The sequence below is a fragment of the Myxococcus sp. SDU36 genome, assembly GCF_030168875.1.
In the GTDB taxonomy this organism is placed as follows: domain Bacteria; phylum Myxococcota; class Myxococcia; order Myxococcales; family Myxococcaceae; genus Myxococcus; species Myxococcus vastator.
This window is the reverse complement of record NZ_CP077414.1, coordinates 4090871-4116178: the sequence shown is the minus strand read 5'-3', so window position 1 is coordinate 4116178 and position 25308 is coordinate 4090871. Positions and strand designations below refer to the sequence as shown.

Below are 25308 nucleotides of genomic sequence, written 5' to 3'. Positions count from 1 at the left end.
TTCTCTTGTAGTCTCCAAAAACTTCCTTTCCGTTTGCAACCCGAAGCGGCGTGGCCGCCCGCACGGGCGCGTGGACGATGAAAGTTCGGGCGGCTCTTGTCCAGTATTACTTGACATTCATCCATAATTGCTTCACATGTGGGCGCATGTACCAGCTCGACTTCGCGGCGCAGGCGGACCGGGGATTGGTCCGCGAAAGCAACCAGGACGTCGCGGCGGCGCTCGGACACGGCCAGGCAGTGGTCGCTCGCGTGGGCGACAGCCGCTGCTACCTTGTTCGCGACGGTGCCGCGGAGTGCTTGACCCATGACCACTCCGAGGCTGCCGAGCTACGACGCCAGGGCTTGGCCGGCACGCCCGAGCAGCGCGCGGCGGCCGAGCAGTACCAGAACGTGCTCACCCGCTGCATCGACGGTGCCGCCGAGGTCGCCGTCGACGCGGAGGTGCGTTGCCTCCAGCCGGGCGACGCGCTGGTGCTCTGCTCCGTTGGCCTCTGGGGCGGCGTGGCCCCGGACGCGATCGTTCGCAGTGTCGTCGCTGCTTCGAGCGCCGACGCGCGTGCAACTCCCAACGCTGTTAATCAGAAACGAGGAGACTTATGACCGAAAACACACAGCTCGAACCCAATACACTATTCATTGAGGTGAGCGGATCCGGTCTGCCCGAAGTTGATGGTTTTTATGTGCCTTCAGAAGCCCCGCCTGCCAAGTCAGAGTCAGGCACCGTTTCCAGTCTGGGTTACTGGAATGGCAAGAAGGCCTGGGATCGCGCCGATGGCAAATCAGCCAGAAGCCCCGCCATTTCCTACTCCAATAGCTACAAGTCCTGGCGCATCTGTCGGCTCGATGGTCATCTCGCCTACGAATTCACCTGCGACGACGAACTGCCGCCCACGGACCGGGAGTGGAGTGTATACAAAAAGGGTGTCGCGCCCGCGCCCAAGGTGGTGATCCACCACGTTGATCCGAGAGAACCCTGCCCGCCACCCAATGTAGTCTATGTGCTGGGTGGCCCCGGTGCCGGCAAGGGCACCATGTGTGAACTGGCAGAGATTCAGCTGGGCTGGACGCACCTGTCCACTGGCGATCTGCTGCGCGCCGAGCAGGAAGCTGGCGGCCCGACGACTGATATCATCAAGGAGTATATCGCCGCCGGGAAGCTGGTGCCCAATGACATTGTGGTACGTCTGTTGAAAGACGCCATGGAGCGGACCACCAGAGCCACCGGCAAGAGAAACTTCCTGATCGATGGTTTTCCCCGTTCGTTGTCCAATCTGGAGGCATGGTACGAAGTCTTCGGCCGAGAAGCGGAACTTCCCACCATGCTGTACTTCGAGTGTCCGTTTGAGGTTCTTGAACAGCGTATTCTGGGCCGCGCGAAGTACTCCGGCCGGGCTGACGACAACGTCGAGGCCATGAAAGTCAGGTTCGATACCTTCAAGACCGAGACGCTGCCTACCGTCGAGCTGTTCAAGAGCAAAGGCAAATGCGTTGATATCGATACCAGTCAGGATCGCGAAACGGTCTATTCGCTGCTCCGCGCTCAGCTTGCCCAATACACCGAACCCCGGCTGATGGCGCAGCCCCTGAGCGCGAAGGCAGAAATACTGCTGGGTCTGAAGCCCTATCCGAAAGACAAGTAGGTTCTCCGCGCCGCGGAGTGCCTTTCCGGTCGGGGCCTGGGAGATCCATTCGTTTCGGGATGAGCGAACGGTGCGCAAGCGAGCGACATCGCTTCACGCACTCGCCATGGCGGGCGCCACGTTCAGACCTCTCCGACGGCGCGGAGAATCTGCTCGGGGGACAGCAGGTCCATGCAGTCACGCTGGACGCAGCCCGCATCGAAGTCCTGCTTGTAGCACATGAGGCAGGGCACCTCCGGTTCGAGCACCGTGCCCCGGCCATACATGTAGAACTCGTGCCGGTTGAACGTGTTGTTCAGCAGGACGATGCGCTTGCGCAGCCCCACTGCTGCGTGGAACGCGAACGTCACCGACGTCACCACGACGTCGGCCAGGCTCAGCAAGCCGATGAAGCCGTCGAAGGGCTGGACGCCGAAGTAACGGACGCCGGCCCGCGCCGAAATCTCCAGGTTGCGCTCATGCTCGTCGGGCCCGCCCACGAGCACGACCTCGCGGCCCGTCTCCTTCAAGCGCCTGGCCAGGGTCGCCCAGTTCGCGGCCGAGTAGAGCCGAGGCTTCCATTGGCTCCCAGCGCCCGTGTTGAGCATCACCACCTGCTTGCCCGGCTCGAGCTCCACCTGGGGCGGGGTGTAGTCGGGCAGGATGTACTCCTCGCCCTGGAAGGCGAAGCCGCAGATGTCGAACAGCTCCTGGACGTAGTGCCGGGTGTTCGCCTTCATCAAGTCGTCGAAGACGCCCGTGCGCCACTTGCGCTGACTGTCCCCGTCGAAGGGGAGGATGACGCCGTCCTTCTGCGTGAAGCCCTTCTTCACCCGGCCGTCCACGCGGTTCGCCAGCGCGCACGCCTCCACGTCCTTGTCCAGGGACAGCACGAGGTCGAAGCGCAGGTCGAGCACCGTCGTCACGCCCGCGAGGTCGTAGCGCAGCACCTTGAAGACCTCTCGCCGGGGCACCAGCTCCGGGTAGTGCGTCAGCCAGAAGATGCGCGCCCCCGGGTGCCGCTGGCGGATGGCGTGGAGCAGCGGCGTGTTGCGCACCACCTCGCCCGCGGCCTGGAGCTTGATGATGAGCACGTTGCCGGTGGCGGGCTGGTAGTCGGCGCAGCCGTCGCAGTGCGTCCCCCGCGCCTTGTGCGGGCCGCAGGGCTTGTAGCCGTTGAAGTGCTGGCAGTCGGTCCGGATGTCCATGGTGGCTCGCTCCCGGGGCTACGCGGCTTGTCGAGCCAGGGCCTGGGCGTCGGCGTCCAGCTCCGCGAACGTGTCGCGCAGCACGGCGACCATGGCGTCCAGCTCCTCGGGGGTGACGGTGTAGGGCGGCATCACCAGGATGGCGTCGCCGCTGCCGTCCGGCAGGTAGCCAATGGAGAAGTAGAAGTTGCCTCCCCTCCGCATGGCCCGTTGCAGCACCTGCTCCGCCAGCCGCGCCGTCCTGGGAAAGGCGCGGCGGGTGCGCTTGTCGGCGACGAGCTCGAGGCCGCAGAAGAGGCCCAGGCCGCGCACGTCGTCCACCCAGGAGAAGGCGGTCAGCTCCCGCAGCTTCGCGCGCAGGGCGTCACCCTGGCGTTGGACGTTGTCCAGCAATCCCTGCCGCTCGATGACGTCGAGCACCCGCAGGCCCACCGCCGCGGAGAAGGGGTGGTTGGTGAACGTGAATCCGTGGGCGAAGTTGGCGCCATCCCGATGGATGCCGTTCACGATGTCGCGGCTGGCATAGACGGCGGACAGCGGAAGCAGCCCCGCGGCCATCCCCTTTCCCTGGACGATGATGTCCGCCTGGACGCCCGAGTGCTCGGACGCGAACCACGTGCCGCAGCGGCCGAAGCCGCACATCACCTCGTCGAAGATGAGGGTGACGTCGTAACGGTCGCAGATGTCCCGGACGCGCTGGAGGTAGCCGGGTGGCGGGACGCTGACGCCCATGGAGGCGCCAATCACCGGCTCGACGATGAAGGCCAGGCAGTTCTCGGGGCCCTCTTCCAGGAGCTTCCGTTCCAGCGCTTCGGCGCAGGCCTCGCCGGACTCCGGCCGGCGGTAGGCGTCCGGCGCGGGGATGAAGCATTGCTCGCGCAGCAGCCCGTCGAACAGCAGCCGGTCGCGCGGCTTTCCCGTCACGGCCAGGGCCAGGCCGGTGGCGCCGTGGTAGCCCGGCTCGGTGGCAATCACCTTGTGCTTGCGCGGGCTCCCCGTCTTGCCCAGGTGGAACTGGTACGCGAGCTTGATGGCCGTCTCCACCGCGTCGGAGCCGCTCCCCATGAGCAGGACGTGGGAGATGTTGGCCGGGGCCAGGGCCACCAGCCGCTCGCCGTAGGTCTCCAGCTCGGGCGTGGTGAACTGCATGCCGTGCAGGTAGCTGACGTGCCGCATCGACTCGGCGGCCTGCCGCGCCAGCTCCTCCAGGCCATGTCCCAGGATGGCGACGCCCGCGCCGCCCACGGCGTCCAACCAGGCGTTGCCCTCGTCGTCGTACAACCACGCGCCGCGCCCGCGGACGATGCGCGGATAGCGGTGCTCGAAGCGTCGGTGGAAGAGCATGGCGACTCCTAGGCGTCCAGGACGTACTCGAGGGCGCGCCTGGCGCAGGCCTCAGGGGAATGGCGGAACCACGTCTCGATGACCTGGTGGGGGACGGGCGGAGGGACGAAGCGCGCCTTCACGTCGAGGTACTCCTCCAGCGTCGTGCAGCCGCCGAAGTACCCGGCGCGGGCGCGTTGACTCAGCAGCCCTTGCACGGCCTCCGGGGCATCGTCCGTGGGGCGGAGCCAGAGCACCTTGAGCCGCGTCTGCGCATGGGGCCCGAGTACGCGCAGGAGGTACTCCCAGCTCGAAGGCCGGGAGTAGGTGGTGACCGCGACGAGCGAGCGCGGGGGCCGGGCGACCTCCAGGTGGATGCGCACGGCCTGGTGGAACAGCTCGTAGGCCATGGTCATCCGGTTCAGGTTCCGCTGCCGTCCCGCCTCCGTGGCCTCCCAGTCGGGCTCCGGTGGACCGATGCCCGCTCGGGCGAGCACGTCGATGTCGATGACATGCGCTCCCAGGGGCGGACCCAGCAGGGCGGCCGTCTCGCTCTTCCCGGAGAGGGGCCAACCACACAGCACGGTGACCGTGGACGCCATCACGCCTCCCTCCGTGCCAGGCCCGCGTCCGCCAGGTGCTTCAGGAGGGGGGCGTGCAGGTGTCCATTGGAGAAGAGCAGCTCGGTGCAGCGCGTGAGCGACCAGGGCGCGCCGTCGAAGCACGTCACCTGTCCACCGGCTTCCTCGATGAGGCCGATGGCGGGCAGGTGGTCCCAGGGCTTGTTGTCGATGGCCAGGACGGCGTCGATGCTGACGGGCAGGTGATGGCCGCGCGCCAGCCGCGTCCCCGCCCAGCAGAAGGCGCCGAAGTTCCGGATGCGCGTCACCCCGGCGACCAGGGGCGGGTGGTAGAGCCGCCCCACCGTGGGCGTCGTCCCGTCGACGGCGATGGAGGCCCGCGCCAGTTGCCCCACGGAGGAGACGCGCAGTGGGATTGCCGTCTCTCCCCGGAGGATGACGAAGGCGCCCTGGCCGCGCCCGCTGACATGGAGGCCCCCTCCGCCCAGCCGCTCTTCCGTGGGCAGGAAGATGACGGCCTCCTCGACACGGCCTCCCACCACGCTGGCGAACTGCAGCCCGAAGAGGGGCGCGCCCAGGAGGAGGCTGTTGGTGCCGTCCACCAGGTCGACCACGCAGCAGTCACCCTGGGGCGGCCATGGGGACACCCCCTCTTCGTTGATGGGCAGGCCGGGGTATCGCCTGGCCAGGAACGCGGACGTGCGCTCGCGCAGCTCGTCAACGACGCCGTAGACGAGCCGGTCATCCGCGCGCGCGGTGGGCGCCCCCACCGCGCCTTCGAGCAGCCGTGTCCAGACGGGCCGCAGGTCTCCGGCCAGGAACCGCCACAACGTGCGCGTCTCCACGTGGGCGCCCGCCGCGTCACTTCTCATGGCGAGCGCTCCAGTCCGTCCCGGCATCGGCGAGGACCGCCCATTCCCGCTCCACCAGCATGCACAGGACATGGGCCAGGGTGATGTGACACTCCTGGATGTGCTGCACGTTGCCGCTGGGCACCCGGATGCAGACGTCACTCAGCCCCAGGAGCTTGCCGCCGCCGCTGCCGGTGAGCGCCAGGGTGCGGATGCCCAGCAGCCGCGCGCAGCGGAAGGCCCGGACCACGTTCTCGGACTCGCCGCTGGTGCTGATGCCGAGCAGCACGTCACCGGGGCGCCCCAGTGCCTGGACCTGACGTTCGAAGATGTGGCTGAAGCCGAAGTCGTTCGCGTGGGCGGTGATGAGCGAGGTGTCCGTCGTCAGCGCGATGGCGGCCAGCCCCGGCCGCACGAGGTCATGGCTCAGCGCGCTGACGAACTCCGCGGCCAGGTGCTGGCAGTCCGCGGCGCTACCGCCGTTGCCACAGAGCAGCACCTTGCCGCCGGATTGCAGGGCCTGCGCCAAGAGGTGTGCCGCCGCCTGGATGTCCTGCTCGCAATGCTCCAGCAGCCGCTGCTTCGTGTCGATGCTGCCCTGGACGTGCTGCCGGACGAGGCGGGTTCCCGGCTCGCTACGGTCCTCTACTGCCTTCAGCGCTGTCTCCATCTACATCCTCCCCCGCTGGTGAATGTGCCGTTGGACGAACTCCGAGGCGTGAAGCAAGTCGTCGACGACGTGGTGGGCTCGGGCGCCGGGTGCGCCCTCTTCCTCCACGCCATGGCCCGTGCGGACCAGGAAGGTTCTGGCGCCCAGGCGCAGGCCCCAGGCGATGTCGCTGCGCTTGTCCCCGATGACGAAGCTGCGCGACAGGTCGATGCCCAGCTCCGTCGCTGCCCGCAGCCCCAGCCCGGGCCTGGGCTTGCGGCACGCGCAGCCCGCGTCGGGCAGGTGGGGGCAGACGTAGATGCCGTCCAGGTGCAGGCCGTCTCGTGCCAGCCAGGCCCGAAGCCGCTCATGAATCGCGTCAAGGGCCTGCTGGTCGAAGTAGCCCCGGGCCAGTCCGGATTGATTGGTGACGAGCACCAGGCCCAGCCCCAACGCACGGAACCGGCGCAGCGCGGCCAAAGTGTTGGGGAGCAGCCGCAGCCCGTCCGGGTCGCGCAGGTAGTCCCGCTCCTCGATGAGCGTGCCGTCACGGTCCAGGAGGACGAAGGCCCGGGTCAGTGCCATGCCGTCACCTCGTCCCAGGGCGGCACGCCCACGGCTGGACGTGGCCAGCGCCTCGTATCGGGGAGGGGCTGGTGGCCGGGGCGCACGCCTCGCTGCGCGAGCCGGGCCGCCACCTGCTCCGCCACGAGCGGCGCGAAGGCCAGCTTGGTGGGCCAGAGCTGCGTGACACCGTCCGCGTGGTGGAGCACGGGCCCGTCGGGCCGGAGCCCGGCGGCTTGCCGCCCCTCGGCGCGCTCCACGTCCAGGACCGCCAGCGCGCACGCGGACAGGTCCACACCCGGAAGCAGCGTGGCCAGCGCGTCCCGTGCCGCGCGTGCGTGGGCGAGTGGCTCACAATCCAGGCCCGCTTCGGCCAGCGCGCCGCCCAGATACCAGACGGCGCGGCCCGCGCTGTCGCGGTGGCTGGTGACGGTGACGCGTGGCGTGGTGCCTGCTCCCAGCCAATGCGCGTAGAGGTCTGGCAGCGCGCCCCGGAGCATCACCATGCGCAGGGGCCGGCGCTGCATGGGGGCCGCGCCGGTGGGCATCAGCCGCCCGAGGGCCTCATTCCCAGCGCCCGCGCACAGCACGACCTGCTCACACAGGACCTCCAGCCGCTGCCCGCTGGGGCCCTGGACGTCGACGCCCGCGAAGTGCCCGGCGGCGTACCGCAGGCGGGTGGCCTCGGGGGTGATGGCCAGCAGGGCCTCCTGGTTCGCGTGGGCCAGGGCCTCGAGCACGGACGGGACGTCCACCACCGGCTCCTCGAGCTGGTAGACGGCAGGCCGCGCGGACGGGCCGAGCGCCACGGCGAGGGGCGCCGGGATTTGCTCCGCGTCGAGCGCCGCCACGCGTCCATGAAGCAGCTTGCTGGCGAAGAGCCCCGCCAGCCGCGAACCCCAACCCTGACCGGCGACCAGATACTGGTGCCGGGACAGCAGGCGGGCGCCTCGCAGGTCCGGGGCGCGCTCACCCTGGAGGGATGCGCGCCACCGGGCGGGCATGGCGGTCAGGGCCTGGCTCGCCGCGCCGAAGGCGCCGTCGAGGGCGTATTTCAGTCCTCCGTGGATGATGCCCTGCGCGCGGAGCGTCTGGCCCAGGCCCAGCTTGCCGCTCTCACACAGGATGGCGGCGTACCCCTGGGCGCGCAGGTGCGCCAGCGTCCAGAGGCCGCAGATGCCACCCCCCAGGATGGCCACGTCGGCGCGCACCTGTTCGATGGGGGCGGGGCCGGCCATGGCTCACCCTCGCTCCTGGGACGCGGGGACCGCCGTCTTCGCTCCGCCGCGCTCGTGGATGCGCGCCACCAGGGCGCTGGTGGAGCACCCCTCCATGAAGTCGAGGATGCGCACCTCTCCGCCTGCTTCGCGGACACAGCGCTGTCCGGGGACCTGCTCGGGGCGGTAGTCGCCGCCCTTCACGAGCAAGTCTGGCAGGACCCGGCAGACCAGCCGCTCCGGCGTGTCCTCGGTGAAGGGCACCACCCAGTCCACCGACGCGAGCCCGGCGAGCACCTGCATCCGCTGCTCCACGGGGTTGAGCGGCCGGGCGGGGCCCTTGAGCCGGCGCACCGAGGCGTCATCGTTGACGGCGACGATGACCCGGTCCGCCAGGTCCGCGAGCTGCGACAGGTACGTGACGTGTCCGGCGTGGAGGATGTCGAAGCACCCGAGCGTCAGCGCCACCCGCTCGCCCCGCGCCTTGGCCTCGCGGACCAGGTCCACGAGCCGTGCCTCGGTGACGACGCCGCGCGGTGGCTCAGCCGGGCCGGACAGCGCGCGTTCGAGCTCCGTCACCGACAGCGCGCAGGTGCCTCGCTTGCCAATGACGATGCCCGCGGCGGCGCTGGCCAGGGCCACGGCTTCCGGCAGCGGCACGTCCACCGCGAGCGCCGCCGCCAGCACCGCGATGACGGTGTCCCCCGCGCCCGTGACGTCCCGTACTTCCGTGGCCGACGCCGGCACGTGCAGGGGCGGGTGTCCTTCGCGCAGCAACGTCATGCCCTCGGCCCCGCGGGTGATGAGCAGGGCGTCCAGGGACAGCGCTCGCAGCATCGCGAGCCCGCGAGTGGCCAGCGTGGCGTCGTCCGCGCAGCGGCCCGCCACGGCCTCGAACTCACTCCGGTTGGGGACGAGGACGGAGGCGCCCCGGTAGCGGGTGAAGTCCGTTCCCTTTGGCGCGACCAGCGTGAGGCGGCCCGTCTCCCGGGCCCGTTCAATGAAGCGCCAGGGCTCCTTCAGCGTTCCCTTGCCGTAGTCGGACAGCACCACGACGCGCGTCTGCGCGAGCCGGGGGTGGAGCCGCTCCAGGAGCGTCTCGTCACAGCTACCCGGAAGGCCGTCCTCGAAGTCCATCCGCAGGAGCTGCTGCTGGCCTCCCAGCACCCGCAGCTTGGTGATGGTCCTCGCGCTCCGCATCCGCACCAGGTCCGCGCGCACGCCCGCTGCCGCGAGTTGTACGTCCAGCGCGGCTGCGTCCGCGTCCTCTCCGGTGACGCCGAGCAGGCTGACCGTTGCCCCCAGCGCCGCGGCATTCACGGCCACGTTGGCCGCGCCTCCCGCGCGCGACTCGTCGCGGTTCACCAGCACCACGGGGACGGGGGCCTCGGGAGACATGCGTGTGGCCTCCCCATGCCAGGAGCGGTCGAGCATCACATCCCCGGCGACCAGGACCCGGGCCTCGTGGAAGGGAGGCAACCGGCGCTCGCGGGGAGGCGCCTTCGCGGCCGTCATGACAGGCCTCCCTGGACCGCCGCCTGGAAGGTGGCGCGTCCTCGCTGGAAGCGGGGCAGGTAGACGTCGCGGAGGAAGGCCCGTGTGCCGGGGAGGTCGTCGCCCGGGGCCGGTGCCTGCTGGAAGGTGCCGTCGGCGGCGAAGTACTCCGGCACGGGCGGCGTGCCGTCATGCAGGCCTTCGTCGCGCAGGGCCTCCGTCAGCCGGCGGTTGCAGGTGGCGACCTTGTCGCGGATGAGCTCGGTCCAGTGGCGCCAGAGGGGGAGCTCGTGCCACAGCGGCTCCAGGCGGCGGGACAGCGCCAGCAGGTGCTCCGCGTGGGGATGGTAGCGGGCGAGCTTGTGGTAGCCCTCCTCACGCGTCGCGCCCTCATCGACGATGCCCTGGAGCAGTCCCCGGTAGAAGCCGAACAGGTCCTCCAGGTTGTCGCAGTCCTTGAGCACGAACGGGTCGACGGTGTCCGCCTTGAGGCACGCGCGGACGCCGAAGAACGCGGACGCGAAGTCACTGGCGTGGTCCTGGCGCAGGCCCTCACCCGGGGGCAGGGAGCCGCGTTGGCGCCGGAGGCCGTAGTGGAGCGTGCTCAGGCAGGCGCGCCCCCTGGCGCTCGCGAGGGCTCGCCACGCGGTGCGCAGGAAGACGTCCATGTAGACGCTGGAGTCCTTCGCGCCGCGCAGGTCATCCAGCCGGGACAGGCCGCGCAGCCCCGCGCGCGTGAAGCCGAGCAGGTTCGGGTCCTTCACATCGAGCGCCCGCGCGTCACCGCCGCGAGGGATGAGCGTCTCGTAATAGTTGCCGAGGAACAGCTCGGGCTGCCCGTCCGGGAAGACGCGCTGCTTCGCGCCGACGTTGAGGACGAGGTCGTGGGGCCCGAGCTCCGGCTCCATCAGCCAGGGGAAGACGTCGTAGGCGAGCACGATGTCTCCCGCCGACCAGACGAGGGTGTCCTCCGCCTGGGCGCCCAGGGCCTCCGAAGCGCCTCGGATGGAGTGGAAGAAGGAGAGATGCCTTGGGTCCTCCGGCACGTAGAGCAGGTGCTGGGCGTCCGGGAGCACCTTCGCGGACACGAGGTAGTCGCGAAGCACCTCCACCACCTGGCCGACCTCGGGCGGCCCATAGACGCTGACCTGCACGCCGCAGGTGGCGAAGTGGAGGATGGGGAAGGCGATGGCGGGGATGTTGTCGAGCAGCGGGTAGAGGAACTTGAGGTCGTCGACCCCACCTTGCAGGGTGCGCTCCATTCGCGTCGCGGCGATGCGCACGGGGGCGCGGAGCGTCCGGCCGTGATGCTGGTCGCGCATCCGGCGGTGGGCCACGACGCGCTTCTCGACGATGCACGCCAGCGCGGCTTCTTCGGAGGGGAACAGCTCGTGGCTCGCCGAGATGGCGACGTGGCGCGCGGGACGGGAATGGCCGGCGCTCGCGCGCACGCGGGCGCGCGGGAGGCTCCACGACTTCTGCGAGGACATGGCGCACTTTCCGGGAGGTGGGTGGCGTGCCGCGAGGACGCCCCAACGGGCGCCCCCCACGGCACTTCAGCAACCCCGGTGCCACTGTCCGGAAGGCGACCGCGCCTTCAAGTTTCGAGCACTTGCGCGCGGAGTCCTTGCGCACTCGCACTCATGGCGTCATTTCGCGACGCGCGCGCGTCCTGGGGATACGCGCGCGCCGCCGCTCCACTCACGCCGCGCCGGGCACGCGGGGGCCGAGCACGTCGCGCAGCGCGTCCGTCACGGTCAGCTTCGGGGCCCAGCCCAGCGCCTTCAGCTTGTCGGGGTCGCCGACGAGGCTGGGGATGTCGGAGGGCCGCAGGCGCGCGGGGTCCAGCTCGATGCGCGCGTCGACGCCCGCCAGCGACAGCATCTCCTCCAGCAGGCTGCGGATGGTGCGGCCCTCGCCGCTGCCAATGTTGTACGCCTGCCCCGGCTCGCCCTTGTCGAGCAACAGCCGGTAGGCCTCCACCACGTCGCGGACGTGGGAGAAGTCGCGCACCGCGTCCAGGTTGCCCGTGCGCAGCACCGGGTCCACCGTGCCCAGTCCAATGGCGCGAATCTGCGCCGCGAACGAGGGCACCACGAAGGTGGGGTCTTGCCCCGCGCCCAGGTGGTTGAAGGGCCGCGCCATGACGACCTCCAGCCCGTAGCTGCGGTGGAACTGCACCGCGGCCAGCTCCGCCGCGGACTTGGAGGCCGCGTAGGGGCTCAGGGGCACCGCCGGGGTGTCCTCGGTGGCGCGCGTGCCCTCGGGCACCGGGCCGTACACCTCGCCGGAGCCCACCAGCACCACGCGCGCCTTCGGGACGCTCTCGCGCACCGCGGTCAGCAGGTGCACCACGCCCATGGTGTTCACCGCGAACACCCGGGACGGGTTGTGGTGGCTCTTCGCGACCGAGCTGAAGCCCGCCAGGTGGATGACACCCTCGGGCTTCACCTCGGCCAGCGCCGCCTTCACCGAGGCCTCGTTGGCCACGTCGAAGTGCAGGGCGTTGCTGTTGATGCCCTCGCCGCGCGGCCCGTGGGCCTCCACCACCTCGTCACCAGCGGCGCGCAGCAGGGCGCACAGGTGCCGACCGACGAAGCCATCCGCGCCTGTTACCAGGATGCGCATCTACCGCTGCCCCGCCTTCACGCGCTCCAGGTCCGCGTCCACCATCATCTCCACCAGCTCCTTGAAGCGCACCTTGGGCTCCCAGCCCAGCTTCGTCTTCGCCTTGGCCGGGTCACCGATGAGCAGGTCCACCTCCGCGGGGCGCACGAAGGCCGGGTCGATGAAGACGTGCTTCTCCCAGTCCAGGCCCACGCGGCCAAAGGCAATCTCCACCAGCTCGCGCACGGTGTGCGTCTCGTTGGTGGCCACCACGTAGTCCTCGGCCTGCGGCTGCTGGAGCATCCGCCACATGGCGTCCACGTAGTCGCCCGCGAAGCCCCAGTCGCGCTTGGCGTCCAGGTTGCCCATGGGCAGCTTCTCCTGGAGGCCCAGCTTGATGCGCGCCACGTTGTAGGTGACTTTGCGCGTGACGAACTCCAGGCCCCGGCGCGGCGACTCGTGGTTGAAGAGGATGCCGCTCACCGCGAACAGGTTGAAGGACTCGCGGTAGTTCACCGTGATGTGGTGGCCGTAGGCCTTGGCCACACCGTACGGGCTGCGCGGATAGAAGGGCGTGTCCTCCGTCTGCGGAACCTCCAGCACCTTGCCGAACATCTCGCTGGACGACGCCTGGTAGAAGCGCGCCTCCGGGCGGGTGTGGCGGATGGCCTCCAGCATCTTCGTCACGCCCAGCGCGGTGAACTCACCGGTGAGCACCGGCTGGTTCCAACTGGTGGGGACGAAGGACTGCGCCGCCAGGTTGTAGACCTCATCGGGCTTCGTCAGGCTCAGCAGCGCCGCCAGCGAGAACTGGTCCAGCAGGTCGCCCTGGTGGAGCTGAATCTTCCCGTGCAGGTGCTGGATGCGCTCGAACTTCTCTTCCGAAGAGCGGCGCACCATGCCGTGCACCTCATAGCCCTTCGAAAGGAGCAGCTCCGCGAGATAGCTGCCGTCCTGCCCCGTGATGCCGGTGATGAGTGCGCGCTTAATCGCCATGTTCTCTTCTGTGTTGGCTGGAGGACGCACTTTCTAGCCGACGCTGTCACCCGTCGCCAACCGTTCCCGGAGGCTTCCCACTTGAAAGCCTGACGCCTCGTGCCAAGTTAGGACGTTCCAATCGCTCAACCTCGAGGCGGTCATGCGCAACCCAACCCCCCTGGCCCTGGCGGCGTTGCTGCTGGGCACTCCGGTGTCCGCGCAGGTCGTCGTGCCGCCGACGTCGCAGTCGGAGCCCGACCCGTCCATCACTGGCGGAGTGCTCCAGGACGTGGCCCTCTGGGTGAGTCCCGGCGCTCCCGGCAGCAGCCTGTTCCTCACCGCCTACAACAGCCCCAACTCGGGCCTCGTCACCTTCGGCGTGGGGGGCGAGCAACTGGATGCGGAGCTCCCGGATGGCCCGATGTCCGCCGTGGCCGTGCACGACGGCTTCCCGCTATCCGGGGTGCAGCAGACCCTGGCGGTGGCGGCCAGCATCAACCTCAACGGGCTGGTGGCCTACACGGTGGACCCCGACCGCGCGGACCGGGTGGTGCGCGTCGGAGCAGGCGCCTTCGTGACGGGGACGCAGTTCTCCGCCGTGGCGCTCCATCAAGACGAGGACTCGGGCCGGTTCCATGTCTTCGCGGGCACGTCCACGGGCGTGCTCCAGCAGTACGAGCTGGCCGGGGACACGGGGAGCGTGACGGCGACCCTGGTCCGCACGCTCACCACGACGGGGCCCATCGCGGGCCTGGCGGTGGACGAGGCGTCGGACTCCCTGTTCGTCACCCAGCAGGGGCAGGGCCTGTGGCGCTACGCGGCGGCCGCCGACGCGGACGTCACCGGGCAGCAGCTCGCCATCCAGGGCACGGGCGGGCTCTCCAACAATGTGGGCCGGGTGGCGCTGTACCGCGCGCGCGGCGGGGAGGGGTACCTCCTGGTCGCGGACACGGGCGCGGATGCGTTCGCCGTGTACGAGCGGCGCGCGAGGACCTTCGTGGGCGCGTTCCGGCTGGCGGACGACGATGGGGGCGTCATCCGGGCGAATGACCCGGTGGCCCTCGCCGTCTCCGCGTCGCCGCTGGGCACGGCCTACCCCGAAGGGCTCTTCGTGGGCAGTGATGCGTTCTCCAGCCCCCAGCGCTTCCTGTATGCGCGCTGGCCGGCGGTCGCCGAGGCCTTCGACCCCGCGCTGCGAATCGACACGCGGTCCGACTCGGATGGCGGGACGGACGGCGGCACGGACGCGGGTACGGACGGCGGAGGTGGCACGGGTGGTCCGGGGCCGCTGCCTCCACCGGGGGTTTCGCCTCCGGGTGACTCCGGCTGCTCGTGTGCTTCGGCCTCCGTGCCGGCCACCGCGGCGTTCGCGTTGCTCGCGCTGGTGCGGGTGGGGCGCCGCCGCCGCGACTGAAGCGCGTTGCCAGCGGGCGCGCGCCGCGCTGAAGTGCGCGCCATCATGCGTTCCTTTCGACTCATCGCCCTCGCGTGGGTGTGCGGCGCCTCCCTCGCGTGCGCTGGCGCCCGGCCTCGCGCCGCGCCTCCGGAGCCCATCCGCATCACCCTGGTGGGCATCAACGACTTCCACGGACAGGTGGAGCCCCACCGCACGCCGTTGAAGGACGGCCAGGTGGTGGAGGAGGGCGGCGCCGCCACGCTCGCGGCCTACGTGGCGCGGCTGCGCGCGGACAACCCGGGGGGCGTGGTGCTGCTGGACGCGGGCGACATGTTCCAGGGCACGCTGCCTTCCAACCTCACGGAGGGGGCCGTCGTCATCGACGTGTACAACCACCTGGGGGTGGACGCGGCCGCCATTGGCAACCACGAGTTCGACTATGGCCCCGTGGGGCCGGGCTCCATGGCGCGGCGGCCCGGGGATGATGCGCTGGGGGCGCTCAAGGCGCGCATCGCCCAGGCGCGCTTCCCCCTGTTGTCGGCGAACCTCCGCGACGCCGCCACCGGCGCGCCCCCCGCCTGGACGGGCAATGACGGCACGTCCCTGCTGGAGGTGAAGGGCGTGAAGGTGGGCCTCATCGGGCTCTCCACGGAGGACACCCCCAAGGTCACCAACCCCGCCAACGTGACGTCCCTGCGCTTCCTGCCCCTGGCGCCCGCCGCGCTGGAGGCGTCCCGCTCCCTGCGCGCGCGCGGCGCGGAGGTGGTGGTGGCGGTGGCGCACGCGGGCGGCAAGTGCGCGGACTTGAGCAACCCCCGCGACACGTCGAGCTGCGACCTGGGCGACGCGGAGATTCTGTCGATGCTGGAGCGTCTGCCGCCGGGCACGCTCGACGCCGTCGTGGCGGGGCACACCCACCAGACGATGGGCCACTTCTTCGCCCAGGTGCCCATCATCGAGACGACGGGGCTGGCGCGCTCCCTGGGCGTGGTGGAGCTGTTCGTGGACCCGGCCAGCCGCCGCGTCCTGCCCGAGCGCACCCGCATCCAGGCCGCCATTCCCCTCTGCGCGAAGGTGGACGCCACCCGGGGAACCTGCGACGGCCGTCGCCTGCGCGACGCGCCCCAGGTGCGCCTGGAGCCCGCGTCGTTCATGGCCGAGCCGGTGGTGCCCGACGCGCAGGTGGCGCCGCTGCTGGCGCCGGCGCTGGCGCTGGCGCGGGAGGCCCAGCATCGACAGGTGGGGCTCATGGCGGCCACGCCCCTGGTCCGCGGCTACACGGAGGAGGGCGCGCTGGGCAACCTGGTGGCGGACGTGCTGCGTGCGTCGGCCAACGCGGACGTGGGGCTGATGAACCCGGGCGGTGTCCGCGCGAACCTCCCCGCGGGGCCGCTCACGTTCGGTCAGGTGTTCGAGGCGCTGCCCTTCGACAACACGGTGGCCGTCATCTCCCTGACGGGCCCCGAGCTGTCGCGGCTGCTGTCGCTGGCCTATGGCAATGACCTGGGCTCCATCTTCGCCGTCTCCGGCCTCGAGGTGACGCTGGAGCGCTGCCCGGGGCACGAGCGGTTCTCGGGAGTCGCCCTCGCCGGCGGTCAGCCGCTCGTGTCCGACGACCGGACGCTGTACCGGGTGGCCCTCCCGGACTTCCTGGCGCGGGGCGGTGACGGGCTGGAACCCCTCCTGCGCACCGTGCCGCCGGAGCGCATCGAGATGGCCCCCGTCAACGGGCTCGACCTGCGCGAAGCGCTCATCGCCTACGGGAAGGCCCGAGGCGGCACGCTGGACGCCCCGGCGCTGGGGCGGGTTCACTACAAGGGTGTAGCAAAGTGTCAGCCAGTGGCGCGCTGAGAGAGTCCCGGCTGAAAATTCGGACGACGGCTGATCCGCTGGGGTTGAACGAAATGACCCAACCCAGCGGAAGGACACTGAAATCGCGCCGGGGGCCGATTTTTCGGCCTGGGATCAGTTTCCAACGGGAAGCGGAGGTCCTACTCTAGTCCCTGCGAGTGTCCACTCCGAGGTGGCCCAGGGCCTGCGTGGGTGGACTCCCGTGAGCTGGAGGAACCGACATGCTCTACAAAGTGACCCCGATGATGGCGCCGCCTGCGCCTGACAAGGCGAAGCAGCGTGAACCGGGGCAGGGCCAGCCGCGCAAGCGTCGCAAATCCGCCGTCTACGACGCGGATGGTCAAGAGGTGCTCATCTCGCTGATGTGCATCAAGTGCAGGACGCTGAAGCCGCTGGCGCAGTTCGGCCTGCGGAAGATGGCGGATGGCGCCATCCGGAATCAGCCTTGGTGCCGCACGTGCCGCTCGGGCGCGGGCAGCAAGAAGCCCAAGGCGGGCAAGGACACCGCCGCCGCCGCGCCGGTGGAAGAGGCGGCCCCGGTGCTCCAGGTGGTGCCGGCCGCGGCGCGGCCCGAAGCGGGTGAAGCCCCCGCCGAGCCTGTCGCCGCCGTGCAGGGCTGATCCACCGCCCGCTGTCCCGGCCCCGGGGGCTGGACCTTCCTGGTCCAACTCCCGCGGGAGCGTTCCTCCCAGACCTACGAGAGCCGCAGCCCGGCGGGGAGCGTATCCCCGAGCGCGCGAGCCTCGTCCGCGGCTTCCAGCGCCACCACTTCGCGCACCATGCGCACCCACGTTTCGGAGGCCTTCGCCGCCAGCAGGGCCTGGGCCGTGCGCTCGCGCAGCTCCGGGTCCAGGTCGCGCGTGCGGTCTCCAGTGAGCCGCGCGAGCTGCGCCGCCGCGAAGGACGCGCCGTCAAGCTTCCGCAAGTCCAGCTCCAGCAGCAGCGTGAGCCAGGCCTCGGCCGTGTCCACGTCCACCACCTTGTGGCTGCTGCCGTACAGGGGCACGCGCGCGCCCAGCCGTCCCAGGGACCAGGCCCAGGGGCCACCGGACTTCGCCTCGGCCTTCAGCCGCGCGGCAATCCACCGGCCCAGCTCCGCCTTGTCACCCGGTGGCAGGTGCTCCAGCGAGGCCGCGGTGCGGACCATCTCCTCCAGGCCCTCGGGCTGGATGCCCTTGAGCTTCCCCGGCGGCGGCGCGTCCGGTGGCACCTTCCGCGCCAGGTGGGGCTGGAGGTACGCGTACAGCTTCTGCTGCCGCGACTCGTCCAGTCCGCCCGCGATGCGGCGCCACATCACCCAGAACTCCGTCCACACCGCCTTGTCCGTGTGGTGCTGCACCAGCGCGTCGAAGAGGCCGAAGGTCTGCTCCGCGCGCCAGCCGTCCAGCGGGTAGCCGAAGCCCGGCCGCAGGCTGAAGCCGGTGAGGCTGTAGAAGACGCGCTCGTGGTCGTCCGAGCGCCGGCGCTTGCTCGCGCCCGCGAAGAGGGTGCTCCACATCTCCCGCAGCACCGGCACGCGCCACGTCTCACGCGCGCCCAGCGCCTTCTCCAGCGTGCGCCCGAGCTGCTTCACGTCCTTGGGGCCAATGGGCAGCGGCTTGTTGCCGTAGACGCGCTCGATGTTGTCCTTCGCCTCGACGAAGCGCGCGGGCATGGACTCGGTGACCGTCAACTCGTGCGAGCCGCCGGTGCCGCGCAGCTCGAACTCCAGGCGCCACCGCTCGTCCGCGACGTTGGACACGCAGTACAGCTCCAGCGTGCCAATCTCCGTCAGCGCCGCCTGGAGGTGCACGGGCACCTCGGCCACCTTGTTGGAGGCGCCCTTGAGCAGCGTGTGGATGGGCGGCAGGGGCTTGAGGTCCTCCACCAGCGGCACCAAATCCCCGGGCTTGTCGATGCGGTCGCTGGTGGTGGAGTAGAGCTGGAACTGCACCGGCCGACCCAGGGTGAGCGAGAAGGGGCGCTCGCCCAGGTCCACCTTCTGGCCTTCCTCGAAGCCGCGGGGGATGAGGCACAGCGCGGGCTGCTCGGCGCTGTCCGCCGCGCGCTGCAGGCCCACGTAGTAGGCCCGCGCCGCGCCGCCGCCAATGCGCAGGCCGTGGCCGCGCCGCACCAGGCCGTAGTACGCGGCGCCTCGGGCCACCGCGAGCTCCAGGGACTCGTGCCGCAGCAGGGGAATGCGCGGCGCGTCTGGCCACCACGCGGAGAGGGCCTCCACCAGCCGCTCGGAAAGCTGGGGCGAGTTGAACACGCCGCCGTTGAGCAGGATGGCGTCCGGCCGGGGCAGGGCGCCCTCCGCCGGCGTCGTCTCGCCCAGCGCCGCGAAGCCCGCCGCCGCGTGCTGCGCGAGGAAGGCCGCCAGGTGCCGCGTCACCGCCGCGTCCTGCACATAGGGCAGGCCCAGCTCCTGGAGCGCCATGCGCGCGGCGCGGCGCGGCCTGTCGGTGGGTGCGGTGAGGGGGAAGAAGCCGTCCAGCACCAGCGCCTGCGCCTCGTCACGCGACAGGTCCGTGGACAGGGTGCCGCCCAGCAGCTTGCTGCCGCCACTCACCAGCGACACGCCGTGCTTCTCCGGCGGGGCGAGCCCGAGCAGCGCCTCCTTCGCGGTGCGCGCGGCCTGGATGGCCTGCGTCCACTGCGTGGCGGACAGGCGGCGGCCGTCCGTGGAGAGCTTCTCCTCCACCCGGCGCGCCAGCGCGGCGTCCATGTTGTCGCCGCCCAGCATCAGGTGGTCGCCCACGGCCAGCCGCCGCAGCATGGGGCCTTCGGGTGACACGCCCGCATGCACCAGCGTGAAGTCCGTGGTGCCGCCGCCCACGTCCACCACCAGCACCAGCCGGACGTGGGAGAGCGTCTGCTCCAGGTCCGCCCGGTGGCGCGCGGTGTAGTCGTAGAAGGCCGCCTGCGGCTCCTCCAGCAGGGTGAACTTCTCCAGCCCGGCCTTGCGCGCCGCGCTCACCGTGAGGGCGCGGGCCGCTTCGTCGAAGGATGCGGGGACGGTAATCACCACCTCCTGCTTCGACAGGGGCGCGTCCGGGTGCGCGGAATCCCACGCGCGGGCCATGTGCGTCAGCAGCAGGGCGCTGGCGTCCACCGGGGACAGCTTCTGGACGTCCGCGGGCGCGCCCCAAGGGAGGATGGGCGCGGAGCGGTCCACGCCCGGGTGGCACAGCCAGCTCTTGGCGCTGGCCACCAGCCGCCCCGGCACGCGCGCGCCCTGCCAGCGCGCCAGCTCCCCCACCACCCACGGACCGCCGTCATCCCCCCAGGGCAGCGTGAGCGAACCCTCCGCCAGCTCGTGGCCGGCGGGCACGTACACGGTGGAGGGCAACAGGGCCCGCGGGGCCACCTCGCCCTGGCGGACGAGCTGCGGAACGGCGAAGTCCTCCACGGGGGCACCCGCGCCCCGCGAAGGGTCCACGGATGCCACGGCGCAATGGGTGGTGCCCAGGTCGATGCCAACGATTCGCATGCCGCCTCCGATTGACGGATGGCTTTCTACTCCTTCATGCGGACGTTGAGCTCCAGCTTCCAGCGTCCGGGGCCTTCCTTCTCCAGGCACCGGAGCTCCAGTGTGCCCACCTCCGTCACCGCCGCTTGGAGGTTGACGGGCGTCAAGTCACTGAAGGTGGAGGGCTGGCCGGGCATGGTCGTCTCGATGGGGGCCAGCTCCTCCAGCCCGCCGATGGCCAGCTCGGTGTCGACGTCCTCCAGCATGACGCCCACCTTGTCGTCGCGCCGCAGGGACGAGGAGAAGAAGCGGAAGCTGGTGGGCTCACCGGTGACGAGCCCGAACTCCTGGGGCGGGACGTCCGCCTGCGTGCCTTCCTCCATGCCGAAGGGGGCCACGCAGAGCGCCTTCACGGGCGGCTCCATGCCGGGCACCGCGGGCATCGCCGTCTCCACGCCCACGTAGTAGGCGCGGGCCGTGCCGCCGCGGATGCGCAGGCCGTGGCCCTGGCGCACCCAACCGTAATAGGCGGCGCCGCGCGCCACCGCGAGGTCCAGGTCCGCGCCCTCCAGCTCCTTGGCGGGCTCGCCGCCATCCGCCGTGAGCCAGCCGTTGAGGACCTCCATGACGCGCGCCTTCAGCGGGCCGGCCTTGAAGACGCCGCCGTTGAAGAGCACCGCCGTGGGGTGGAGGAAGGCCTTGCCGCTGACGTCCACCGGCGCGTCCGGGCTGGTCGCCAGCGCCTGCGCCTGCCGTGTGAGGAAGGCCGCCAGGTGCCGGGACACGCCGGCGTCCTGGGCGTAGGGCAGCGCCATCTGCGCCAGGCCGGTGCGGCGCGCGGTGCGCGGCAGCTCGGTGACGGGCGTCACGGGGAAGAAGCCGTCGGTGAGGACGCGCTCCAGCTCCTCGCGCGTCAGCTCCGTGCGCAGCGTGCCGCCGATGAGCGACGAGCCCCGGCCGGGGATGGAGATGGGCGCGCGCTCCATGGACGGGTCGGCGTAGAGCGCCTCCTTCGCCTGACGGCAGCCGTAGGTGAGGGCGTTGAACTGCCAGGCGTCCAGCTTCTTGCCCTCGGCCGTCATCCGCTGGTTCAGCGTGTGCGCCAGCGCCAGGTCCATGTTGTCGCCACCCAGCAGGATGTGGTCGCCCACGGCCACGCGCAGCAGCTCCAAATCCCCGGCGCTGTCGCGCACGGTGATGACGGAGAAGTCGGAGGTGCCGCCGCCCACGTCCACCACGAGGATGACCTCGCCGGGCTGCACCTGCCTGCGGAAGTTCTCCCCCATGGCCTCCAGCCACGCGTAGAGCGCGGCCTGGGGCTCCTCCAGGAGGGTGATGTTGGGGATGCCCGCGGCCTTGGCGGCCTCCAGCGTCAAGTCGCGCGCCGCCGCGTCGAAGGAGGCGGGGACGGTGACGATGACGTCCTGTTCGGACAGGGCGTTGCCGGACTCCTCGCGCTCGCGGGCGAAGGTGTGGTCCCACGCCTCCTTGAGGTGGCGGAGGTAGCGCGCGGACGCGTCCAGCGGCGACACCCGCTGCACCTCTTCAGGGGCCTGCCACGGCAGCAGCGCCGCGCGCCGGTCCACGCCGGGGTGGGACAGCCAGCTCTTGGCGGAGGACACCAGCCGGGTGGGCACCTTGGCGCCGTGCGTGCGGGCGAACTCACCCAGGAGGATGCTGGCCTCCGGCTTCCAAGGCAGCGCCAGGCTGCCCGCGGGGAACTCCTGCGCGGAGGGCAGATAGAGGAAGGAGGGGAGCAGCGGGCGGGCCTCGACGGTGCCGGGCGCGGTCAACTGGGGGACGGGCAGCATGGACTGCGCGCCGCCGCGAGCCTTGCCCTCCTCCAGGTTGAAGTAGGACACCGCGGAGTGCGTGGTGCCCAGGTCGATGCCAATGGAATAGCGGGCCATATCGGACGAGAACTCCTGGAAGACGCGGGTTTGTTCGCGCTGTGAGGCCGTAGTGGCCGGCTCAGGAAAGCTCGACCTCCGCGGGAGCAAGCACGCGCGGGTCGATGGCCGGGCTGACGGTGGGCAGCTTCACCGCCGTCGTCATCCAGCCGTGGTGACGCAGGACTCCGTTGTAGGGCGGCTGGCCCGCCACGTTGCCGGTGAGGCGGATGCGCTGGGCGTCGAACCCGACGGGCACCGGCACCGAGTCTCCTTCCGACTGGGGCAGCACCCGCTCCAGCGTCAGGTACGTCTGGGCCACCTTGCGGCAGCCCTCATGGACGATGCGCGCCGCGGCGCCCACCTCCGCGTCGGAGAAGGCGGAGACGTTCTCCTGCAGGAAGTCCACGAAGCGGCCCTCGCGCTGGAGCATGCCCAGCAGGGACAGGGCGCTGGCGTGCTCGCGCTCGGGGGGAAGGGCAGGGGGCGGCTCGGGCGCACGGGGCGTGGGCCGGACTTCTTCCTGCTTGGGAAGCGGGGTGGGGGCGGGGCCGCCCGAAGGAAGCTGGGCGAGCTGGCCAGCGTCGTAGGCCTTGCTCGTGGGCAGCACGGCCTGCGCGAACTCGCGGGACACGAGGCAGCGCCAGAAGCACAGCCAGGCGAGCCAGAAGCGGGCGAAGAACGACAGAGAGGCGGGCTGGTCGGTCATCGGCACCGGATAACAAAGCCCGGATGCTTTGCAATTCGGCAGTTCGCCGGGATGCCCCAAATGCAAAGGGCCTCACGGTTTCCCGTGAGGCCCTTCGTTTGTTGCATGGTGGAGGTGGACGGGATCGAACCGACGACCTTCGCATTGCGAACGCGACGCTCTCCCAACTGAGCTACACCCCCATGACGGGACTGCTTGCTGCGCCTCCGCGGTTTGGGGCCGCCGAAGTGGGATGGGCTAGTACCGGAGGCCCTTCACGGTGTCAAGCGCAAGCTGCCAACATGGATTCCGGCGATTGACGTGCTGCGTACCGGGTGCCATAAAAACCCCCCTTGTCAGGCGTATCCTTCCCGCCCGTTAAGCTGCCCCCCGTTAATGTCTATCTCCCCTGCGAAGACGTTGAGCCCAGCCGAGCTCGCGAAGCTTGAACACGCTTTCGCCTCCGACCCGTCGTCGGCGGCCTACAAGCCCCTCGCTGAAGCGTACCTGAGCATGGGCCGCTTCATGGAGGCGATGGTCGTCTGCAAGAAGGGGGTGAAGGCCCACCCGAATGCGGCGGACCCCCGCCTCCTGCTTGCCCGCGTCTATGCGGAGCAGGGCAAGGACAAGAAGGCGCTGGAAGAGGCGCTCGGCGCCCTTCAGGTGCAGCCCGACGACAAGGCCGCGTTGCGCATGGCCGGCGCGCTGCAGCTGAAGACGGGTGAAGCGGAGCCCGGCAAGGCGAACCTCCTCAAGGCCTACACCGTGGATCCGGGCGACCCGGACACCGTCACGCTGCTCCAGCAGCACAAGATTGAACCGCCGCGGCCCGCCGCGCCGGCTCCGGTCGCCGCTCCGGTTGCGCCCGCGACGCCGGGCCCGTCCGCCACCCAGCAGTCCGCCGCCGCGCTCTCCAATGTCGCGTCCACGGCGGGCACGCAGTCGCCGGCGGCGAAGCCCGCGGCCACCCAGGCCGCGAAGCCCGCGCCCTCCGCGCGCGCGGAGGCCCCCGCGCCGCGTTCCGCGCCCCCTCAGCGCCGGCCCCAGGTCGTCGTGGAAGAGGTGGATGAGGACGAGGACGACGAGCCGGTGTCCCGCCGCCGCGCCTCGTCGGGTGGCAGTGGCGGCAGCAAGATGGTGACGCTGGGCCTGCTGGTGGCCATCCCGCTGTTCGCCATCGGCTATGGCTGGTACTCGGCCAACGCCCGCACGAAGTCCCGCGAGCTGAAGAAGAGCCTGGATGCGGCCAGCGAGTTGCTCAAGCACGACTCCTTCGACAGCTACAAGAAGGCCGTCGAGGCGGCGGACCTGGCGCTGGAGGTGGACGCCGATTCCGCCGTGGCGCACGGCTACCTCGCCTACGCCTGGGCCATCCGCTGGGGTGAGCACGGCGGCGGTGATGATGCTCGCCGCCAGGCCGAGGAGCACCTGGCCGCGGGCAAGGAGAGCGGCGAGCTCAGCTCGCACCTCATCGCGTCCGAGGCGCTCATCCAGACCTACAGCGGCAAGGGCAAGGACGCGCTGGGGCAGTTGGAGGAGAAGGTGAAGGGCCTGGACGCGCAGGGCCGCTCCAGCTCGCTGCTGTACCTCACGCTGGGCCTCATCCAGATGAACGCGGGCGACCTGGACCGGAGCCGCGACAGCCTGGACCGCGCGCAGGGCCTGTCTCCGGATGACCCGCGCACCTACGCGAGCCTGGGCGCGGTGTACCGCCGCCTGGGCCAGGACGCCGCAGCCTGGCGGAACTACGACTCCGCCCTCCGGTACGAGAAGGACCACCCGGAGTCGCTGCTGGGCCGCTCCCTGCTGATGCTGGAGCAGGACTCGCCCAACTTCGGGCTGGCCCACACCATGCTCAAGAAGCTGCTGGAGTCCGACCCGCCGCCGTCTCCGCGGCAGCTGGCCGCGGCGCACCTGGCGCGCTCGCTGCTCATCAGCCGCGTGTCGGCGGCCATGACGGACCTGAAGCCGGACATGCAGCAGAAGCTGGCCGAGGCCACCGCCGTCCCTCAGGACAAGGACAAGGCCCGCTCGGAGATGCTCAAGAGCGAGGAGACCGGCTTCTCGCTCGACAAGCAGAACCCGGAGCTGCACCTCATCAAGGGCCGCCGCCTGCTGGCGGAGGGCAACTACGACGCGGCCGTCGAGGAGATTCGCAAGGCCATCCGCATGGACGCCTCGCGCGCCCAGTTCTACGTCGAGCTGGCCAAGGCGCTCATGGGCAAGCAGGGCGGCGAGAAGGAAGCCGCCGAGTCGCTCCAGACGGCCCTCAAGACGATGGGTGACAGCCCGAAGCTGGTGGTGATGCTGGGCAACGCGTACCGCCGTCAGGGCAAGCTGGATGAGGCCCTGGCCCAGTACCAGCGCGCGGTGAAGGACCCGAAGGCGAAGAACCCGGAGGCCCGGCTGGCCATGGGCGCCATCTACCGCGAGCGGTCCAAGTGGGACCTGGCGCAGGAGCAGTTGGAGAAGGCGAGCCAGGAGTTCCTGGGGCAGTCGGACCGCGCGGCCATGGCGCTCACCGAGCTGGGGCGCGTGTTCCAGAGCAAGGGTGACGCGGCGAAGGCGGACGAGACGTACCAGCGCGCCCTCAACGCGGACGAGGCGTACTCGCCCGCCTACTTCCACTACGCCACGTTGCTGGCGAAGGACTCGAAGCAGGGCGCCAAGGCGAAGATGCTTGCCCAGGAGTACCTGAAGCGCGACCCGAGCGGCGAGCACGCGTCCGCGGCCCGCTCGCTGGCGGGCGGCTGAAGCACCGCGGCGGCCTTCCAGGCGCCGGACAAGCGGGGCTGATGCGCGCGGGCAGTTGAACGCGCGGTCAGCCCCGTTGTCGTGGTTGCCGCCCCCTCCACCCTGACGCTATGCCGGAGGCGTTTGTCTCCCCCCGCCGCACCTGGGTGGGTGGCGGGAGTCCGGTGTCGCCCTGTGACTCACGGG

20 protein-coding genes and 1 tRNA gene are annotated in these 25308 nt (G+C 70.6%); 6 read left to right on the top strand and 15 right to left on the bottom strand.

The window, feature by feature from the left end; genetic code table 11:
• Positions 1-146: 146 nt before the first annotated feature.
• Positions 147-602 (top strand): PP2C family protein-serine/threonine phosphatase, encoded by a 456-nt coding sequence (locus KGD87_RS16175; protein WP_284668306.1) that lies wholly within the window; start codon positions 147-149, stop codon positions 600-602.
• Positions 599-1642 carry a nucleoside monophosphate kinase gene (locus tag KGD87_RS16170; protein ID WP_284668305.1) on the top strand — a complete coding sequence of 348 codons (1044 nt, stop codon included), beginning with the start codon at positions 599-601 and terminating at the stop codon, positions 1640-1642. Before KGD87_RS16175 ends, KGD87_RS16170 begins: the two co-directional genes overlap by 4 nt.
• Before the next feature lie 122 nt (positions 1643-1764).
• Here the strand turns inward: KGD87_RS16170 and KGD87_RS16165 are convergent, their stop codons facing one another.
• The 11 genes from KGD87_RS16165 to gmd form a co-directional block, all read right to left on the bottom strand.
• Entirely contained in the window at positions 1765-2829 is a 1065-nt protein-coding gene (locus KGD87_RS16165) for a glycosyltransferase family 9 protein (protein ID WP_284668304.1), read from the bottom strand.
• Positions 2830-2847: 18 nt separating this feature from the next.
• Positions 2848-4173, bottom strand: coding sequence for an aminotransferase family protein (locus tag KGD87_RS16160; protein WP_284668303.1), 1326 nt, complete (start codon positions 4171-4173; stop codon positions 2848-2850).
• A gap of 8 nt (positions 4174-4181) precedes the next feature.
• Positions 4182-4757, bottom strand: a complete 576-nt coding sequence (locus KGD87_RS16155; protein ID WP_284668302.1) for a P-loop nucleotide/nucleoside kinase family protein — start codon at positions 4755-4757, stop codon at positions 4182-4184.
• Complete coding sequence (locus KGD87_RS16150) at positions 4754-5605, bottom strand: inositol monophosphatase family protein (protein WP_284668301.1); 852 nt, start codon at positions 5603-5605, stop codon at positions 4754-4756. Before KGD87_RS16150 ends, KGD87_RS16155 begins: the two co-directional genes overlap by 4 nt.
• Complete coding sequence (locus tag KGD87_RS16145) at positions 5595-6254, bottom strand: D-sedoheptulose-7-phosphate isomerase (RefSeq protein WP_284668300.1); 660 nt, start codon at positions 6252-6254, stop codon at positions 5595-5597. The genes KGD87_RS16150 and KGD87_RS16145 overlap by 11 nt, the downstream gene beginning before the upstream one ends.
• Complete coding sequence (locus tag KGD87_RS16140) at positions 6255-6818, bottom strand: D-glycero-alpha-D-manno-heptose-1,7-bisphosphate 7-phosphatase (RefSeq protein WP_284668299.1); 564 nt, start codon at positions 6816-6818, stop codon at positions 6255-6257. It abuts the gene before it with no gap.
• Entirely contained in the window at positions 6809-8035 is a 1227-nt protein-coding gene (locus KGD87_RS16135; RefSeq protein WP_284668298.1) for an FAD-dependent oxidoreductase, read from the bottom strand. The genes KGD87_RS16140 and KGD87_RS16135 overlap by 10 nt, the downstream gene beginning before the upstream one ends.
• Before the next feature lie 3 nt (positions 8036-8038).
• Positions 8039-9529 (bottom strand): bifunctional D-glycero-beta-D-manno-heptose-7-phosphate kinase/D-glycero-beta-D-manno-heptose 1-phosphate adenylyltransferase HldE, encoded by a 1491-nt coding sequence (hldE, locus tag KGD87_RS16130; RefSeq protein ID WP_284668297.1) that lies wholly within the window; start codon positions 9527-9529, stop codon positions 8039-8041.
• Positions 9526-10998, bottom strand: a complete 1473-nt coding sequence (locus KGD87_RS16125; protein ID WP_284668296.1) for a hypothetical protein — start codon at positions 10996-10998, stop codon at positions 9526-9528. The genes hldE and KGD87_RS16125 overlap by 4 nt, the downstream gene beginning before the upstream one ends.
• A gap of 211 nt (positions 10999-11209) precedes the next feature.
• Positions 11210-12136, bottom strand: coding sequence for a GDP-mannose 4,6-dehydratase (locus tag KGD87_RS16120; RefSeq protein WP_284668295.1), 927 nt, complete (start codon positions 12134-12136; stop codon positions 11210-11212).
• Complete coding sequence (gene gmd, locus KGD87_RS16115) at positions 12137-13111, bottom strand: GDP-mannose 4,6-dehydratase (protein ID WP_284668294.1); 975 nt, start codon at positions 13109-13111, stop codon at positions 12137-12139.
• Positions 13112-13253: 142 nt separating this feature from the next.
• Between gmd and KGD87_RS16110 the strand changes: the two genes are divergently transcribed.
• The 3 genes from KGD87_RS16110 (at position 13254) to KGD87_RS16100 (ending at position 16960) form a co-directional block, all read left to right on the top strand.
• Entirely contained in the window at positions 13254-14507 is a 1254-nt protein-coding gene (locus tag KGD87_RS16110; RefSeq protein ID WP_284668293.1) for a myxosortase-dependent phytase-like phosphatase, read from the top strand.
• A 45-nt stretch (positions 14508-14552) separates the two neighbouring features.
• The gene (locus KGD87_RS16105; protein ID WP_284668292.1) at positions 14553-16340 is read left to right on the top strand and encodes a bifunctional metallophosphatase/5'-nucleotidase; all 1788 of its coding nucleotides are present in this window, start codon (positions 14553-14555) and stop codon (positions 16338-16340) included.
• Between the two features lie 221 nt (positions 16341-16561).
• Entirely contained in the window at positions 16562-16960 is a 399-nt protein-coding gene (locus tag KGD87_RS16100; protein ID WP_284668291.1) for a hypothetical protein, read from the top strand.
• Between the two features lie 74 nt (positions 16961-17034).
• Here KGD87_RS16100 and KGD87_RS16095 read toward each other — a convergent pair whose 3' ends face one another.
• From KGD87_RS16095 to KGD87_RS16080, 4 genes are all read right to left on the bottom strand, one after another.
• Positions 17035-19812 (bottom strand): Hsp70 family protein, encoded by a 2778-nt coding sequence (locus KGD87_RS16095; protein ID WP_284668290.1) that lies wholly within the window; start codon positions 19810-19812, stop codon positions 17035-17037.
• Positions 19813-19838: 26 nt separating this feature from the next.
• Positions 19839-21701, bottom strand: a complete 1863-nt coding sequence (locus KGD87_RS16090; protein ID WP_284668289.1) for an Hsp70 family protein — start codon at positions 21699-21701, stop codon at positions 19839-19841.
• 61 nt (positions 21702-21762) lie between these two features.
• Positions 21763-22389 carry a DUF2760 domain-containing protein gene (locus KGD87_RS16085; RefSeq protein WP_284668288.1) on the bottom strand — a complete coding sequence of 209 codons (627 nt, stop codon included), beginning with the start codon at positions 22387-22389 and terminating at the stop codon, positions 21763-21765.
• A gap of 106 nt (positions 22390-22495) precedes the next feature.
• Positions 22496-22571: transfer RNA gene (locus tag KGD87_RS16080), tRNA-Ala, on the bottom strand.
• A 193-nt stretch (positions 22572-22764) separates the two neighbouring features.
• On the opposite strand from KGD87_RS16080, the gene KGD87_RS16075 reads away from it, so the two are divergent.
• Complete coding sequence (locus KGD87_RS16075; protein ID WP_284668287.1) at positions 22765-25122, top strand: tetratricopeptide repeat protein; 2358 nt, start codon at positions 22765-22767, stop codon at positions 25120-25122.
• Positions 25123-25308: the final 186 nt, after the last annotated feature.